The sequence below is a fragment of the Actinoplanes sp. NPDC026670 genome (genome assembly GCF_040638175.1).
In the GTDB taxonomy this organism is placed as follows: Bacteria; Actinomycetota; Actinomycetes; order Mycobacteriales; family Micromonosporaceae; genus Actinoplanes.
Map to the genome: position 1 here is coordinate 26,358 of NZ_JBEZXU010000072.1, position 14,847 is coordinate 41,204.

A 14,847-nucleotide genomic window follows, 5' to 3' on the forward strand; every position below is an offset into this window, starting at 1 on the left:
TCAGCCCGCCATCGCCGGGCTCTTCAGCCCGACCTGGACGGCGGTCACCTTGTACTCCGGGCAGTTGGTGGCCCAGTCGGAGTTCTCCGTGGTGACGACATTCGCGCCGGTCACCGGGTGGTGGAAGGTGGTGTAGACGACCCCGACCGGCATCCGGTCGGCGAGGACCGCGCGCAGCGAGGTGGCGCCGACCCGGCTGGTCAGCAGGACCTCGTCGCCGTCGGTGATGCCGCGGACCTCGGCGTCGTGCGGATGGATCTCCAGGACGTCCTCCGGGTGCCAGGCCACGTTGGCGGTGCGCCGGGTCTGCGCGCCGACGTTGTACTGACTGAGGATGCGCCCGGTGGTCAGGATCAGCGGGTATTTGCGGGTGCTGCGTTCCCGGGTCGGCACGAACGGGGTCTGCACGAACCGGCCCTTGCCGCGGACGAACCCGTCCATGTGCATGATCGGGGTGCCCTCGGGCGCGTCGTCGTTGCAGGGCCATTGCACGCTGCCGAGTTTGTCGAGTTTCTCGAACGACACCCCGGCGAAGGTGGGGGTGAGCGCGGCGATCTCGTCCATGATCTGGCTGGAGGTGTCGTAGCGCATCGGGTAGCCCATGGCCTGGGCGATCTCGGCGACGATCTGCCACTCGTGTTTGCCGGTCTTGGGCGCCATCACCGGGCGGACCCGGTTGATCCGGCGTTCGGCGTTGGTGAACGTGCCGTCCTTCTCCAGGAAGGAGGTGCCGGGCAGGAACACGTGCGCGAACTTGGCGGTCTCGTTGAGGAACAGGTCCTGGACGACGACCAGTTCCAGGGCGGCCAGGGCGGCGTGCACGTGGTTGATGTTGGGGTCGGACTGGGCGATGTCCTCGCCCTGCACGTAAAGGGCCCGGAAGCTGCCGTCGATGGCGGCGTCGAACATGTTGGGGATGCGCAGGCCGGGTTCGGCGGCCAGGGTGCTGCCCCACATGTTCTCGAACACGCCGCGCACGACGTCGTCGGAGACGTGCCGGTAGCCGGGCAGCTCGTGCGGGAAGGAGCCCATGTCGCAGGAGCCCTGGACGTTGTTCTGCCCGCGCAGCGGGTTGACGCCGACGCCTTCGCGGCCGATGTTGCCGGTGGCCATCGCGAGGTTCGCCATGCCCATCACCATGGTCGAGCCCTGGCTGTGCTCGGTGACGCCGAGGCCGTAGTAGATCGCGCCGTTGCCGCCGGTGGCGAACAGCCGGGCGGCTGCCCGCACTTCTTCCGCCGGTACGCCGGTGAGCTCCTCGACCGCTTCCGGGCTGTTCTCCGCACTCGCGATGAAGGTGGCCCAGTCGTCGAAGTCCTCGCAGCGTTCGTCGACGAACTGCCGGTCGGCGAGTCCTTCGGTGAGCACCACGTGGGCCAGCGCGTTGACGATCGCCACGTTGGTGCCGGGGGCGAGCTGCAGGTGGTGGCGGGCCTCGATGTGCGGCGAGCGGACCAGGTCGATGCGGCGCGGGTCGATCACGATCAGCTGGGCGCCCTCGCGCAGCCGGCGTTTCATCCTCGACGCGAACACCGGGTGCCCGTCGGTCGGGTTGGCGCCGATCACCATGATCACGTCGGATTTGGCGACCGACCGGAAGTCCTGGGTGCCGGCCGAGGTGCCGAAGGTCTGTTTCAGGCCGTACCCGGTCGGTGAGTGGCAGACCCGGGCGCAGGTGTCGACGTTGTTGTTGCCGAACGCGGCCCGGATCATCTTCTGAACGACATAGACCTCTTCATTGGTGGTACGCGACGAGGTGATCCCGCCGATCGCGCCGACCCCGTGCCGGGACTGGATGTCGCGCAGCCGGGCGGCGGTGAACGCGATGGCGGTGTCCCAGTCGACCGGCCGCCATTGGTCGGTGATGTTCTCCCGGACCATCGGGGTGAGCACCCGGTCGGGGTGGGTGGCGTACCCGAACGCGAACCGGCCTTTGACGCAGGAGTGGCCCTCGTTGGCGCCGCCGTCCTTGTAGGGCACCATCCGGACCAGTTCCGCGCCGCGCAACTCGGCTTTGAACGAGCAGCCGACCCCGCAGTAGGCGCAGGTGGTGATGACGCTGCGGCTCGGCATCCCGAGCTGGACGACCGACTTCTCCTGCAGCGTCGCGGTCGGGCAGGCCTGCACGCACGCGCCGCAGGACACGCATTCGGAGCTCATGAAGTCGGTGCCGCCGGCCGACACCTTCGACTCGAAGCCGCGGCCCTCGATGGTGAGCGCGAACGTGCCCTGCACCTCGCCGCAGGCCCGCACGCAGCGGGAGCAGGAGATGCATTTGGAGGCGTCGAAGTCGAAGTACGGGTTGCTGGTGTCCTTCTTCTCGTCGAGGTGGTTGGCGCCCTCGTAGCCGTAGCGGACCTGCCGCAGCCCGACCGTGCCGGACATGTCCTGCAACTCGCAGTCGCCGTTGGCCGAGCAGGTGAGACAGTCCAGCGGGTGGTCGGAGATGTACAGCTCCATCACGCCCTGCCGGAGTTTCTCCAGCTTGGGGGTCTGGGTGCGGACTCGCATGCCGTCGGTGACCGGGGTGGTGCAGGAGGCCGGGGTGCCGCGGCGGCCGTCGATCTCGACGAGGCACAGCCGGCACGAGCCGAACGCCTCCAGGCTGTCGGTGGCGCACAGTTTCGGCACGTCGATCCCGCACAGGGCGGCCGCCCGCATCACCGAGGTGCCCTCGGGCACGGTCACCGGCAGGCCGTCCACCTCGACCGACACGGTGTCCGGGCCGGGCCGGGCGGGAGTGCCGAGGTCGGGTTCCTTCAGCAGGCTCATGAGCGTCGCCTTCCGTTCGGGCCGAAGTCGTCGGCGAAGTGCAGCAGCGCGCTGCGTACCGGCATGGGGGTGAGGCCGCCCATCGCGCACAGCGACCCTTCGGTCATCAGTTCGCACAGGTCGCCGAGCAGGGCGAGGTTGTCGTCGGTGTCCTGGCCGGCGACGATCCGGTCGATGGTCTCCACGCCGCGGACCGCGCCGACCCGGCACGGGGTGCATTTGCCGCACGACTCCTCGGCGCAGAACTCCATGGCGAACCGGGCCATCGCCGCCATGTCCACGGTGTCGTCGAAGACCACGATGCCGCCGTGCCCGAGCATCGCCCCGGCGGCGGCGAACGCCTCGTACTCCATCGGCAGGTCCAGGCCGTCGGCCGGCAGATACGCCCCCAGGGGGCCGCCGACCTGCACGGCACGAATCGGGCGGCCGGTACGCGTACCGCCGCCGTAGGTGTTGATCAGGTTTTGCAGTGTCATGCCGAAGGCGGTTTCGAAGACGCCGCCGCGGGCGATGTTGCCGGCCAGCTGGAAGACCTGGGTGCCGCGGGAGCGTTCGACGCCGAGGGCCTGGTAGGCGGCGGCGCCGCCGGCGACGATCGCCGGGACCGACGCCAGGGTGAGCACGTTGTTGACCACGGTCGGCATGCCGAACAGGCCGGTGATCGCCGGGATCGGCGGTTTGGCGCGGACCATGCCGCGTCTGCCTTCCAGGCTTTCGAGCATCGCGGTCTCTTCCCCGCAGATGTACGCGCCCGCGCCCTCGCGCACGAACAGGTCGAACCGCAGCCCGGCGCCGAGGATGTCGGAGCCGAGCCAGCCCTGCTCGCGGGCCACGGCGATGGCCTCGCGCATGGTGCGGATCGCGTCCGGATACTCCGACCGGATGTAGAGGTAGCCTTCGGTGGCGCCGACCGCGTACGCCGCGATGGTCATGCCCTCGATGAGGGTGAACGGGTCGCCCTCCATCAGCATCCGGTCGGCGAAGGTGCCGCTGTCGCCCTCGTCGGCGTTGCAGCAGACGAATTTCTGCGCGCTGGCCGTGCCGGCGACGGTCTGCCATTTGATGCCGGCCGGGAAGCCGGCGCCGCCGCGGCCGCGCAGCCCCGACTCGGTGACCTCGGTGATCACGTCGGCCGGGGGTGTCTGCAGGGCGCGGCGCAGGCCGGCCAGCCCGCCGTGGGCGAGGTAGTCGCCGGGTGAGAGCGGGTCGGTGAGCCCGACGCGGGCGAAGCAGAGCCGGGTCTGGTCGCGCATCCACGGCAGGTCGGCGACCACGCCCTGGCACAGTTCGTGGTCGGCGCCGTCGAGCAGTCCGGCGGCGACGAGGCCGTCGACGTCGTCCGGCGTGACCGGGCCGTAGCCGATCCGGCCGCGGTCGGTGACCACCTCCACCAGCGGTTCCAGCCAGAGCATGCCGTGCGAGCCGTTGCGCACGATCCGGACCGGCCGGCCTCTGTCGGCCGCGGCCGCTTCGAGGCGGGCGGCGACCTGGTCGGCGCCCAGCGACAGGGCGGCCGAGTCGCGGGGCACGTAGATCGTGGTCACCATCAGCGCACCAGCTCCTGGAGAAGGGCCGGGCTGAGCCGTCCGCGGACCTGCCCGTTGATCTGGCCGGCCGGGCCGAGCGCGCAGTTGCCGAGGCAGAACACCTGCTCCAGGGTGATCGCGCCGTCCGGGGTGGTCTGGCCGAGCTTGATCCCGAGGAGCTGCTCGGCGTGCGCGATCAGCTGCTCGGCGCCGACCGCCTGGCAGGCCTCGGCCCGGCAGAGCTTGAGCACCGTCGCACCGGCCGGCTCGGCGCGGAAGTCGGTGTAGAAGGTGATCACGCCGTGCACGTCGGCGCGGGAGATGTTGAGCTCGGCGGCCAGCACCGGCACCACACCGGGGTCGATGTAGCCGAACTCGGCCTGGAGCGCATGCAGGATCGGCATCAGCGCGCCGCGATCCGCTCGATGCGCCGCGACCAGCGCCCGCACCCGATCCGTCATCGAACTGACCACGGCGTCCCCTCTCCATAGCTGAGGAATCCACCATACTGTATGCAATCTTGTCGGACAATGGATACGGCTGCGCCCGGCGGCACGGGCCGCCGGGCGCGCACGATCCACGGGCCGGGTTACGCGGGGGTGAGCTGGCGGACCGCGTTCAAGATGTCCTCGACGCGGTCCTTGGCGTCGCCGAAGAGCATCGCCGAGTTCTCGCGGAAGAAGAGCGGGTTCTGCACTCCGGCGTAACCCGAGGCCATCGAGCGTTTGAAGACGATCACCTGGTCGGCCTCCCACACCTTCAGCACCGGCATGCCGGCGATCGGGCTGGCCGGGTCCTCGGTGGCGGCCGGGTTGACGGTGTCGTTGGCGCCGATCACCAGGACCACCGACGTGCCGGTGAAGTCGTCGTTGATCTCGTCCATCTCCAGCACGATGTCGTACGGCACCCGCGCCTCGGCCAGCAGCACGTTCATGTGCCCGGGCAGCCGGCCGGCGACCGGGTGGATGCCGAACCGCACGTTCACGCCGCGGTCGCGCAGGGTGCGGGTCAGTTCGGCGACGCCGTACTGTGCCTGGGCGACCGCCATGCCGTACCCGGGGGTGATGACGACCGTGTCGGCGCCGGCCAGCAGCTCGGCGACGCCCTCGGCGCTGGTCTCCCGGTGCTCGCCGTATTCCTTGTCCTGGGCCGGGCCCGCCTCGATGCCGAAGCCGCCGGCGATCACCGAGATGAACGACCGGTTCATGGCCTTGCACATGATGTACGACAGGTAGGCGCCGGACGAGCCGACCAGTGCCCCGGTGACGATGAGCAGGTCGTTCTCCAGCAGGAACCCGGCGGCCGCGGCGGCCCAGCCGGAGTAGCTGTTGAGCATCGACACCACGACCGGCATGTCGCCGCCGCCGATCGAGGCGACCAGGTGCCAGCCGAGCGCCAGCGCCAGCAGCGTGACCACGATCAGCAGCCACAGCTGGGGGTCGATCACGAACCAGGCGGTGAGCACGGCGAAGACGGCCAGCGCGCCGAGGTTGAGGAAGTTCTTGCCGGGCAGCATCAGCGGGCTCGATTTGATCTTCGCGGAGAGTTTGAGGTACGCCACGATCGAGCCGGTGAACGTGACCGCTCCGATGAACACGCCGATGAACACCTCGGCACTGTGGATGCCAAGCATGTCCTGGGCTCCCAGAGCCAGCGACTCGAGACCGTCCGGGTCAGCCTCGACGTGCAGGTAGCCGTTCCAGCCGACCAGCACCGCGGCCAGGCCGACGAAGCTGTGCAGCAGGGCGATCAGTTCCGGCATGCCGGTCATCTCGACCTTCGCGGCCCGCTGCAGGCCGATCGCGGCGCCGATCACGACGGCGACCACGAGCAGCGCGAGGTTGGCCGCGCCGATCTTGCCGTCGATGGCCAGCCCGATGGTCGCGACCAGGGCCAGGGCCATGCCGGCCACGCCGAAGGTGTTGCCCGACTTCGCGGTCTCGTGCCGCGACAGCCCGGCCAGGGCCAGGATGAAGAGCAGGGCTGCGACGATGTACGCGGCGCTGGCCGCCGTGGCGATGGTCATGCTCAGCTCCTCGAGAACATGGCGAGCATGCGGCGGGTCACCGCGAAGCCACCGAAGACGTTGATGCTGGCCAGCAGGATCGCCACGAAACTGAGCCCGGTGACGACCGGTCCGCCGTGGCCGAGCTGGAGCAGCGCGCCGACGACGATGATCCCGGAGATCGCGTTGGTGACCGACATGAGCGGGGTGTGCAGGGCGTGGTGCACGTGCCCGATCACGTAGTAGCCGATCACGATGGCCAGCGCGAAGACCGTCAGGTGGCCGCGCAGCGCGGCCGGGGCGGCAGCGATGAGCAGGAACAGCGCGGCCGCGCCGGCACCCGTGACGAGCAGCGGGTTGACCGGCTTGCGGACCGGTTTCGGCGTGGTCTCGACCGGTTTCTCGGCCACCGCGGCCGGGGCGGCGGACACCGACACCGGCGGCGGGGGCCAGGTCAGCTCACCGTCGCGGACCACGGTCATCGACCGCAGCACCACGTCGTCGAAGTCGAGGACCAGCTGCCCGTCCTTGCCCGGGGTCAGCAGCTTCATCAGGTTGACCAGGTTGGTGCCGTAGAGCTGGCTGGCCTGGGCGGGCAGCCGGCCGGGCAGGTCGGTGTAGCCGATGATGGTGACGCCGTTCGCGGTGACGACGACCTCGCCGGCGACCGTGCCCTCGACGTTGCCGCCGTTGGCCGCGGCCATGTCGACGATCACGCTGCCGGCCTTCATGGTGGCGACCATGTCGGCGGTGATCAGTTTCGGCGCGGGTCGGCCGGGGATCAGCGCGGTGGTGATGATGATGTCGACCTCACGGGCCTGGTCGGCGTAGAGACGCGCGGCCCGGTCGTTGTAGTCGTCGGACATCTCCTTGGCGTACCCGGTGGCGGAGACCTCGACGTCGGCGGCCTCGACCGACAGGTATTCGCCGCCCAGCGAGCGGACCTGGTCGGCGACCTCGGGCCGGGGGTCGGTGGCCCGCACGATCGCGCCGAGGCTGCCGGCGGCGCCGATGGCGGCGAGCCCGGCGACACCGGCCCCGGCGACCAGCACCTTGGCCGGGGGGACCTTGCCGGCGGCGGTGACCTGCCCGGTGAAGAACCGGCCGAAGGCGTGCGCCGCCTCGACGACCGCACGGTATCCGGCGATGTTGGCCATCGAGGACAGCACGTCCAGTGACTGGGCCCGGGAGATGCGTGGCACCGCGTCCATCGACAGCGCCGTGATCGGCCGCCGCGCGAGGTCCTCGACGAGGTCGGGCGCGAGGCGGGGGTTGAGCATGCCGATCAGGGTGGTCCCCTCGGCCAGCTTGTCGAGCCGCTGCACCGGTGGGTTGATGGTGAACACGACGTCCGCGGTCAGTGGGTCGCCGATCGCGGCGCCTGCCTCGGCGAACGCCTCGTCGGAGAAGGAGGCCGCGGCACCGGCGCCGGGCTCCACCACTACCTGATATCCCAGTTTGGCCAACTGCTCCACGGTGGCGGGAGTGGCCGCCACACGACGCTCACCCGGATCCGGGTCCCTCAGTACACCGATGATCACCGTCGACTCCTCGGTAGATGTTGACCATGGAAACGGCGAGCCAGGGCCGCCGGTTCAATACGCCGGGTGATTGTTACCCACCAGTACGCCAATATCCAGGGGCGTCTCACCACCGTCTCACGGCAACCACACGGTCACCATCGCGCACCGTATCGGCGATCGAGTCGCTTGGGAACGGGCCGAAGGTAATGGTGAGCGTGCGAATTCCGGTTCAGCCGCCCCAGGACTGCGATGCCCCAGCCGATCCCCCTGCGGCTGGGGCATCGCCGCGCCGGCGCAGCGCCCAGGCCGTGGCCAGGCCGGCGAGCAGGCCCGCGATCTTCAGCGGCGTCCACGGGACACCCACTTCGAAACGGAAGGCCAGTGCCGGGTACGGGCCACTGCTGCCGATCTCGACGCCACACCATTCCGGGTGCCGCGGTTCGCAGAAGTCGGCGTTGTAGCCGCGCATCGTCAGGCCGTCACCGGCCGCTTCGAGGTCGCCTGTGCGCTCGACGTCGAGTGTCGTCCAGCCCATCCGCTGGAAACCCTGTTCGACGCGGACGGCCAGGTCGGACTCCTGCGCGCCCTCGGGATAGTTGATCGTGATGGTCACGTGGCCGGCGCCGAACGTCGGGTCGAACCGGTCGGCGATCGCCGCCTGCTGATCAGGAACGGCCTCGGCGAGGATGGCGCGGGCCTGCTGCTCGGTGGGCAGGTCGACGATGAGCAGCCAGGCCGACCGGCCGGCGGCGATGGTCACCGCGGCCACCGCCAGCGCGACGAGAAGTCTGCGGATCATGCGCGACGGCCTTTCACCAGGGCCACGGCCAGCAGCAGCGCGCCGGTCGCGGCGAGCGGGCGCAGCAGCAGGTACATGTAGCCCTCCCACACCGGGTCGTCACCCGGGGCCAGGGCGAAAGCGGTCACCATGATGGAGGCGGGGGCGGTCAGGGTCAGGCCGTGCCACCACAGGCGGCGGTCCGGGCCGATGGCCGCGAGCAGCCATCCGGCGGCCAGGCCGAGCAGCCAGCCGGTCACCGTCAGCGCGACGGCGAGCGGTGGGCGGGTGCGTTCGAATTCGAAGGCCAGCGCGGGGTACGGGCCGGACGACCGTGGCGCGCCGCAGGACTGCACATCGCCGGGTGTGCACGGATGGGCCCCGTAGGTGGTCACTTTCAGCCCGTCGAGCCGGGCCACGAAACCACCGTCACCTGCCGGATCGTCCGCCGTTCGCCAGCCGAGCGCGTCGAAACCTCCTCTCGACCGGGTGACCAGTGCGGCGTACTCCCCCTTGGTGTTGATCGTGACCACCGCGAACCCGGCCTGGTATTCGTCGCTGCCCAGCAGGCGGTCCTCGGGGTAGGCGTAACCGAAGATCGCGTCGAACCGCTCCACGTAGGCCGCCGGGGTCTCGGACGTCGCGGCCGTGACCAGCGCCCGGGCCTGCTCGTCGGTGGGCAGCGCGGCCGGGTCGCGCCAGGCCAGCCACGCGCCGGCCGCGGCGCCGAGCGCCGCGACGGTGAGCGCGGTGAGGATTCTGCGGAGCATGCCCGGCACCTTAGGCGGTGAGCGCTTGCCTCATTCACCGCAGTCGCTCTATTCTGCGTAACCAGGCAGGAGGAAAGCGCTTTCCTGCACCTAGCGGTGGTCATCCCCTTTACCGGCCACCGCGCCATCCCCCATGCGCGCATCCCGACTGCGCGCTGAGAAAACAGGTGAATCGAAGATGAGACGATCAGTCGTTCTGCGACTCTCCGCTGTGGCCGGCGTCGCCGGACTGGCCGGGGCGATCGCCCTGGGCCTGCCCCAGCACGAGGCATCGGCCGCCACCGGTGGCGTCACCGGTTTCGCCACCCAGAACGGCGGGACCACCGGCGGCGCGGGTGGGACCACCGTCAAGGCCACCACCGGCACCCAGATCCACAATGCGCTGTGCACCCGGGCGGCCAGCAACACGCCGATCATCATCCAGGTCGAAGGCACGATCAACCACGGCAACACCACCAAGGTGTCCGGCGACAGCTGCAACACCGCCGCCGACAAGATCGAGCTCAAGGAGATCAGCAACGTCACCATCATCGGTGTCGGCGCCGGGGCCACGTTCGACCAGCTGGGCATCCACATCCGCGACTCCAGCAACATCATCATCCAGAACGTGACGGTCAAGAACGTCAAGAAGTCCGGCTCACCGACCTCCAACGGCGGCGACGCCATCGGCATGGAGAGCACGGTCCGCAACATCTGGGTCGACCACGTCACCCTGGAGGCGTCCGGCGGCGAGTCGGAGGGCTTCGACGGGCTGTTCGACATGAAGGACGACACCGAGTACGTGACGCTGTCCTACGCGATCCTGCGCAACTCCGGCCGGGGCGGCCTGATCGGCTCCAGCGAGTCCGACACCGGCAACAGCAACATCACGTTCCACCACAACAAGTACGAGAACATCGACTCCCGTACGCCGTTGCTGCGCGGCGGGGTCGCGCACATCTACAACAACCACTACGTCAGCCTCAACGAGTCCGGCATCAACTCCCGCGCCGGGGCGAAGGCGAAGGTGGACAACAACTACTTCCAGAACTCGAAGGACGTCCTCGGTACCTTCTACACCGACGCCGCCGGCTACTGGCAGACCTCCGGCAACATCCTGGACAACGTGACCTGGTCGGCGGCCGGCACGGACAACAACCCGGCCGGTCCGGCGATGGCCTCGACCACGACGGTGAGCATCCCGTACGCGTTCACCCTCGACGCCGCCTCGTGCGTGCCGTCGGTGGTCGCCGCGACCGCCGGCGCCGGCAAGGGCCTGGCCGTGTCGACCGGCAGTTGCTCGGTCACCACCGGCCCGACCACCTCACCGTCCGCGTCGGCGTCGGCCAGCGCCTCGCCGTCGACCTCGGTGTCGCCGTCGCCCAGCACCAGCACGCCGACCGGCACCAACCTGAGCCTCGCCTCCGGCGCCGGCGCCGACGGATCCAGCAAGGCCAGCGGCACCAGCTACGGCAACGTCCGCGACGGCAGCCTCACCACCATCTGGTCGCCGAGCGGCGCGACCGGCGACATCTCCATCAAGTGGGGTTCGGCGGTCACCGTCTCGAAGATCAACATTGTCGAGGCGTCCGGCTCGTCGATCGGCAACGTCCAGATCCTCAACGGCGCCACCGGCGCGGTCCTGGCGTCGGGCACCGGCGGCGGGGTGAAGACCTTCGCGGCCACCTCGACCACGAAGATCACCTTCAAGATCACCAGCTCGTCCGGCACCCCGAAGATCGCCGAGTTCCAGACGTTCGCCTCCTGATCCAGCACCACCTCTCCGCCCCGCCCGGGCCGGCCCGTCCGCCGGCCCGGGCGGGCCCATCCCACGACCGGGTTCAGTCCACCGGCGGGCTCGTTCCGCGACCCGGTTCCGTCTGCCGGCAGGGCGTTTGCGGCCCCGGTTCAGTCCACCGGCGGGCCCAGGCGCAGGATTCGGCGGGCCCGCCGACGGTCCAGCCAGCGAGGCTGCGGCGCGTCGGCCGGGTCGGCGGCGGCCACCAGATCGACCAGGATCAGCAGCCAGAAGAAGCAGGCGCTGACCGCGTTGCGCCACCGGCCGGGCTCGGGCGCCCCGACCGGCAGCACGGTCTCCGCCCACTGCCAGGCCACCCACGCGACCTGCGGATCGGGGTGACGCCGGCCCGCACGGCTCAGCCGGCGCACCTCACGCCGGGTCACGGCCGGCAGCCGCCACCACCGGCGAAGCAGCTCGAGACGGTCCACTGTGGGATGTTGTTCCTCGGAATATCGACCGCTCATGCCGCCGACAGTAATGGACAGCGGCGGGCCGCCGGTCACTCACCGGCCGCCGGCTGTCCAGTCACCCACCGGCACCGGGCCGCCTGTCTTTCACCAGCCGCGTGTCTTTCACCGGCCGGCGGCCCGGGTCGCCTGCAACGACGCCAGCAGCCGCAGTCGGTCCGCGCCGGGGCTGCCCGGCTCCGCCGTCCACACCAGCATCACCGGCCCCGGACTGCCCGGCAGCGGATAGCTGTCCCAATCCAGCACGATGTCACCGACCTCCGGCACCCGGAACGTCTTACGCCCACTGACCTGCACCCGCACATCGTGGCGCGCCCACAGCCGCCGGAACTCGGCACTGCGGATGCTCAGCTCCCCGACGATCGCGGTGGCCCGCGGATGCGCCGGATCGGTCGCCACAGCGGCCCGCATCATGCCGATGTAATCCAGCGCCTGCTGCTCCCAGTCCGGGCACGTCCGGCCACCGGTGCGGTCGTCGTCGAACATCAGCAGCAGCATGTTCAGCCGGTCCGCCGGACGACCGGCCGGGTCACCGAGCAGCGCCTCAGCCATCGGGTTCCAGTCCAGCAGATCCAGATGCCGGCCCAGCACCACAGCCGGGGTGTCCATCACCCGCAGCAGCCGGCGGGTGCTGTCCGGCACCCGCTCCGGACCGGGGTCGGCCCGCGCCGGCACCGGCCGACGAGCCGCCCGGGCCAGCGTGAACAGATGCCGCCGCTCATCCTCGTCGAGCCCCAGCGCACCGGCGATCGCGTCCAGCACGTCATCCGACGGCCGCACCTCCCGGCCCTGTTCCATCCGCTGGTAGTAGTCGGTGCTCAGACCGGCCAGCAGAGCCAGTTCCTCACGCCGCAGCCCGGCCACCTTACGGCGGCCGCCCGGCTCCAGGCCGACGTCGGCGGGCCGCACCCGGGCGCGCCGGGCCCGTAGGAAATCGCCCAGCTCACGGGCGTACGGATGGGTCATCCCACCAGTGTGCCGCCACCTCGCCCGCCGAAGGTAGGTCGCCCAGACCTAGGCAAGCGGGTACGACCGACACGCCCGCTTCCGCTCGTAGCGTCATCGCCGCACCGCACCGACGACCTGGGAGCAGCACATGGACCGCATTCCCGACCTGACCGGCCGGACCGCCGTGGTGACCGGCGCCAACTCGGGCCTCGGCCTGGTCACCGCCACCGAACTGGCCCACCACGGCGCCCACGTGATCCTCGCGGTCCGCGACACCGCCGCCGGACACGACGCGGCCAGGCGGATCGGCGGCCCGGTCGAGGTCCGCGCCCTGGACCTCGCCGACCTTGATTCGGTACGCACGTTCGCCGCCCACCTGAACGCCGACCACCCCACGATCGACCTGCTGATCAACAACGCCGGAACAGTGCTGCTCGGCCCCCGCCACACCTCCGCCGACGGACACGAACTGCACCTGGCCACCAACATGCTCGGCCACTTCGCCCTCACCGGCCTGCTCCTGGACACCCTGGCCAAGGCCCCGGCGGCCCGGGTGGTCAGCCTCAGCTCGATCACCCACCGCAACGCCCACCTCGACTTCGGCGACCTGATGTTCGAACACCGCTACCGCGCGTCCACCGCCTACGGCCGATCCAAACTCGCCACCACCGTCTTCGGCGTCGAACTGGACCGCCGCCTGCGCGCCACCGCCTCCCCGGTGATCTCGGTGCTGGCCCACCCCGGCCTCACCCGCACCAACCTCACCCCACGCGCCTGGCAGCACCGCGGCCGCGCCGGACAGCTGATCGCCCGGCTCGGGCTGCTCGCCACCCAGCCGGTCGAACAGGGCGCGCTCCCACAACTGCGGGCCGCCACCCGGCCCGGCATCGGCGGCGGCACGTTCCTCGGCCCGGCCGGGCTCGCCGAAACCCGCGGCCCGGTCGCCGACGCCAAACTCAGCCGCGAGGCCGCCGACCCGGCCGTCGGGCGCCGGCTGTGGGCGGCCGCCGAGAACCTGACCGGCGTCACCTACCTGAACACGGCGCCGTAGCTGCGCCACCACTGGCACCGCGATGCCCAACTCCCAGAAGGATCCGCCGGATTCCTTGGCCGGGTGCCCGTCCGTCCGATATTCCAGATGATCCGTCGCCACCCGGCCCTCGGCGGGCACCATCCCAGGAGTTGCGCATGTCGAGTCGCCAGTTCGTCACCTTCGAGGTCGCCGGCCAGTTCTTCGGCGTGGACGTCGACGCCGTCCAGGAAGTCCTGTCGTACAGCGAGTACACGCCGGTCCCGATGGCCCCGAACGCCGTCGGCGGCCTGTTCAACCTGCGCGGACAGGTGATCGCCGCAGTCGACCTGCGGGTACAGTTCGGGCTGCCGCGCCGAGACATGTCCGGCCTGGTCATGAACGTCATCGTCAGGTACGCCGGCGAGCCGGTGAGCCTGCTCGTGGACCGTATCGGACAGGTCGCCTACCTCGACGAGCAGCTGTTCGAGGAGCCACCGGCGACCCTGACCGGCCCATCCCGCGCGCTGGTCACCGGCGCGTACAAGATCGAAGGCAGGCTGCTGCTGGTGCTGGACGTCGCCGAATGCGTGAACACCTCACGCGTCCCCGCCTGACACGCCACCCACCGCCCGGCCCGAGGGCGCTAACCTGCCCGCTATGGGGAAGGCCGAACTCGACGAACTGATCGTCACCGACGCCGCGGCACTGCGCGCCTGGCTGCTCGACAACCACGAAACCTCCGACGGGGTGTGGCTGGCACTGACCAAGAAAGGCGGCACGGTCACCACCCTCACCTGGCAACAGGCCGTCGACGAGGCACTCTGCTTCGGCTGGATCGACGGCCAGGCCCGCCGCCGCGACGAACAGTCCTCCTGGATCCGCTACACCCCGCGCCGCGCCCGCAGCTCCTGGTCCCAGCGCAACGTCGAACACATCACCCGCCTCGAAGCGGCCGGCCTGATGTACCCGGCCGGCCGCGCCGCCGTCGACGCCGCAAAAGCCGACGGCCGGTGGGCCGCCGCCTACCCCCCGGTGTCGGAGACCGTCGTCCCCGACGATCTCGCCGCCGCGATCGCCGCCGTCCCGGCCGCCCAGGCGATGTTCGACGTGCTCACCCGCACCAACCTGGTCGCGTTCGTCCACCGGCTCAACGCGGTCAAACGCGCCGAGACCCGCGAACGCAAGATCGGCGAGTACGTCGCCATGCTGGCCCGCCACGAGACCATCTACCCGCAGAAAGCCCGCCCGGCGCCCTGACCCCTCGCC

General features: G+C 70.4%; 13 protein-coding genes. 4 read left to right on the forward strand and 9 right to left on the reverse strand.

Annotated elements, in window-relative coordinates; translation table 11 throughout:
• The 7 genes from fdhF to AB0E94_RS43430 all read right to left on the reverse strand — a co-directional run bounded on the left by fdhF (position 1) and on the right by AB0E94_RS43430 (position 9,374).
• Complete coding sequence (gene fdhF / locus AB0E94_RS43400; RefSeq protein ID WP_360339233.1) at positions 1-2,772, reverse strand: formate dehydrogenase subunit alpha; 2,772 nt, start codon at positions 2,770-2,772, stop codon at positions 1-3.
• On the reverse strand, positions 2,769-4,319 hold the full coding sequence (locus AB0E94_RS43405) for an NADH-ubiquinone oxidoreductase-F iron-sulfur binding region domain-containing protein (protein WP_360339236.1): 1,551 nt from the start codon (positions 4,317-4,319) through the stop codon (positions 2,769-2,771). Before AB0E94_RS43405 ends, fdhF begins: the two co-directional genes overlap by 4 nt.
• Complete coding sequence (locus tag AB0E94_RS43410; protein WP_360339239.1) at positions 4,319-4,759, reverse strand: NAD(P)H-dependent oxidoreductase subunit E; 441 nt, start codon at positions 4,757-4,759, stop codon at positions 4,319-4,321. Before AB0E94_RS43410 ends, AB0E94_RS43405 begins: the two co-directional genes overlap by 1 nt.
• 128 nt (positions 4,760-4,887) lie before the next feature.
• Positions 4,888-6,324 (reverse strand): Re/Si-specific NAD(P)(+) transhydrogenase subunit beta, encoded by a 1,437-nt coding sequence (gene pntB / locus AB0E94_RS43415; protein ID WP_360339242.1) that lies wholly within the window; start codon positions 6,322-6,324, stop codon positions 4,888-4,890.
• Positions 6,325-6,326: 2 nt separating this feature from the next.
• A complete protein-coding gene (locus AB0E94_RS43420; RefSeq protein ID WP_360339245.1) occupies positions 6,327-7,844 on the reverse strand; it encodes a Re/Si-specific NAD(P)(+) transhydrogenase subunit alpha in 1,518 nt (505 codons plus the stop codon).
• A 211-nt stretch (positions 7,845-8,055) separates the two neighbouring features.
• The gene (locus tag AB0E94_RS43425; protein ID WP_360339248.1) at positions 8,056-8,625 is read right to left on the reverse strand and encodes a hypothetical protein; all 570 of its coding nucleotides are present in this window, start codon (positions 8,623-8,625) and stop codon (positions 8,056-8,058) included.
• Positions 8,622-9,374 carry a hypothetical protein gene (locus AB0E94_RS43430; RefSeq protein WP_360339251.1) on the reverse strand — a complete coding sequence of 251 codons (753 nt, stop codon included), beginning with the start codon at positions 9,372-9,374 and terminating at the stop codon, positions 8,622-8,624. Before AB0E94_RS43430 ends, AB0E94_RS43425 begins: the two co-directional genes overlap by 4 nt.
• Positions 9,375-9,552: 178 nt before the next feature.
• Here AB0E94_RS43430 and AB0E94_RS43435 point away from each other — a divergent pair, with 178 nt between their 5' ends.
• On the forward strand, positions 9,553-11,121 hold the full coding sequence (locus AB0E94_RS43435; RefSeq protein WP_360339254.1) for a pectate lyase: 1,569 nt from the start codon (positions 9,553-9,555) through the stop codon (positions 11,119-11,121).
• A 140-nt stretch (positions 11,122-11,261) separates the two neighbouring features.
• Here AB0E94_RS43435 and AB0E94_RS43440 read toward each other — a convergent pair whose 3' ends face one another.
• Together AB0E94_RS43440 and AB0E94_RS43445 are read right to left on the reverse strand one after the other, a co-directional pair.
• Positions 11,262-11,618, reverse strand: a complete 357-nt coding sequence (locus tag AB0E94_RS43440; protein ID WP_360339257.1) for a hypothetical protein — start codon at positions 11,616-11,618, stop codon at positions 11,262-11,264.
• Between the two features lie 108 nt (positions 11,619-11,726).
• Positions 11,727-12,587 carry a helix-turn-helix transcriptional regulator gene (locus AB0E94_RS43445; RefSeq protein ID WP_360339260.1) on the reverse strand — a complete coding sequence of 287 codons (861 nt, stop codon included), beginning with the start codon at positions 12,585-12,587 and terminating at the stop codon, positions 11,727-11,729.
• 130 nt (positions 12,588-12,717) lie between these two features.
• Between AB0E94_RS43445 and AB0E94_RS43450 the strand changes: the two genes are divergently transcribed.
• The 3 genes from AB0E94_RS43450 (at position 12,718) to AB0E94_RS43460 (ending at position 14,838) form a co-directional block, all read left to right on the forward strand.
• Entirely contained in the window at positions 12,718-13,620 is a 903-nt protein-coding gene (locus tag AB0E94_RS43450; protein WP_360339263.1) for an oxidoreductase, read from the forward strand.
• A gap of 137 nt (positions 13,621-13,757) precedes the next feature.
• Complete coding sequence (locus AB0E94_RS43455; RefSeq protein ID WP_360339266.1) at positions 13,758-14,195, forward strand: chemotaxis protein CheW; 438 nt, start codon at positions 13,758-13,760, stop codon at positions 14,193-14,195.
• A gap of 43 nt (positions 14,196-14,238) precedes the next feature.
• Complete coding sequence (locus AB0E94_RS43460) at positions 14,239-14,838, forward strand: YdeI/OmpD-associated family protein (RefSeq protein ID WP_360339269.1); 600 nt, start codon at positions 14,239-14,241, stop codon at positions 14,836-14,838.
• The last annotated feature ends 9 nt before the right edge of the window (positions 14,839-14,847 follow it).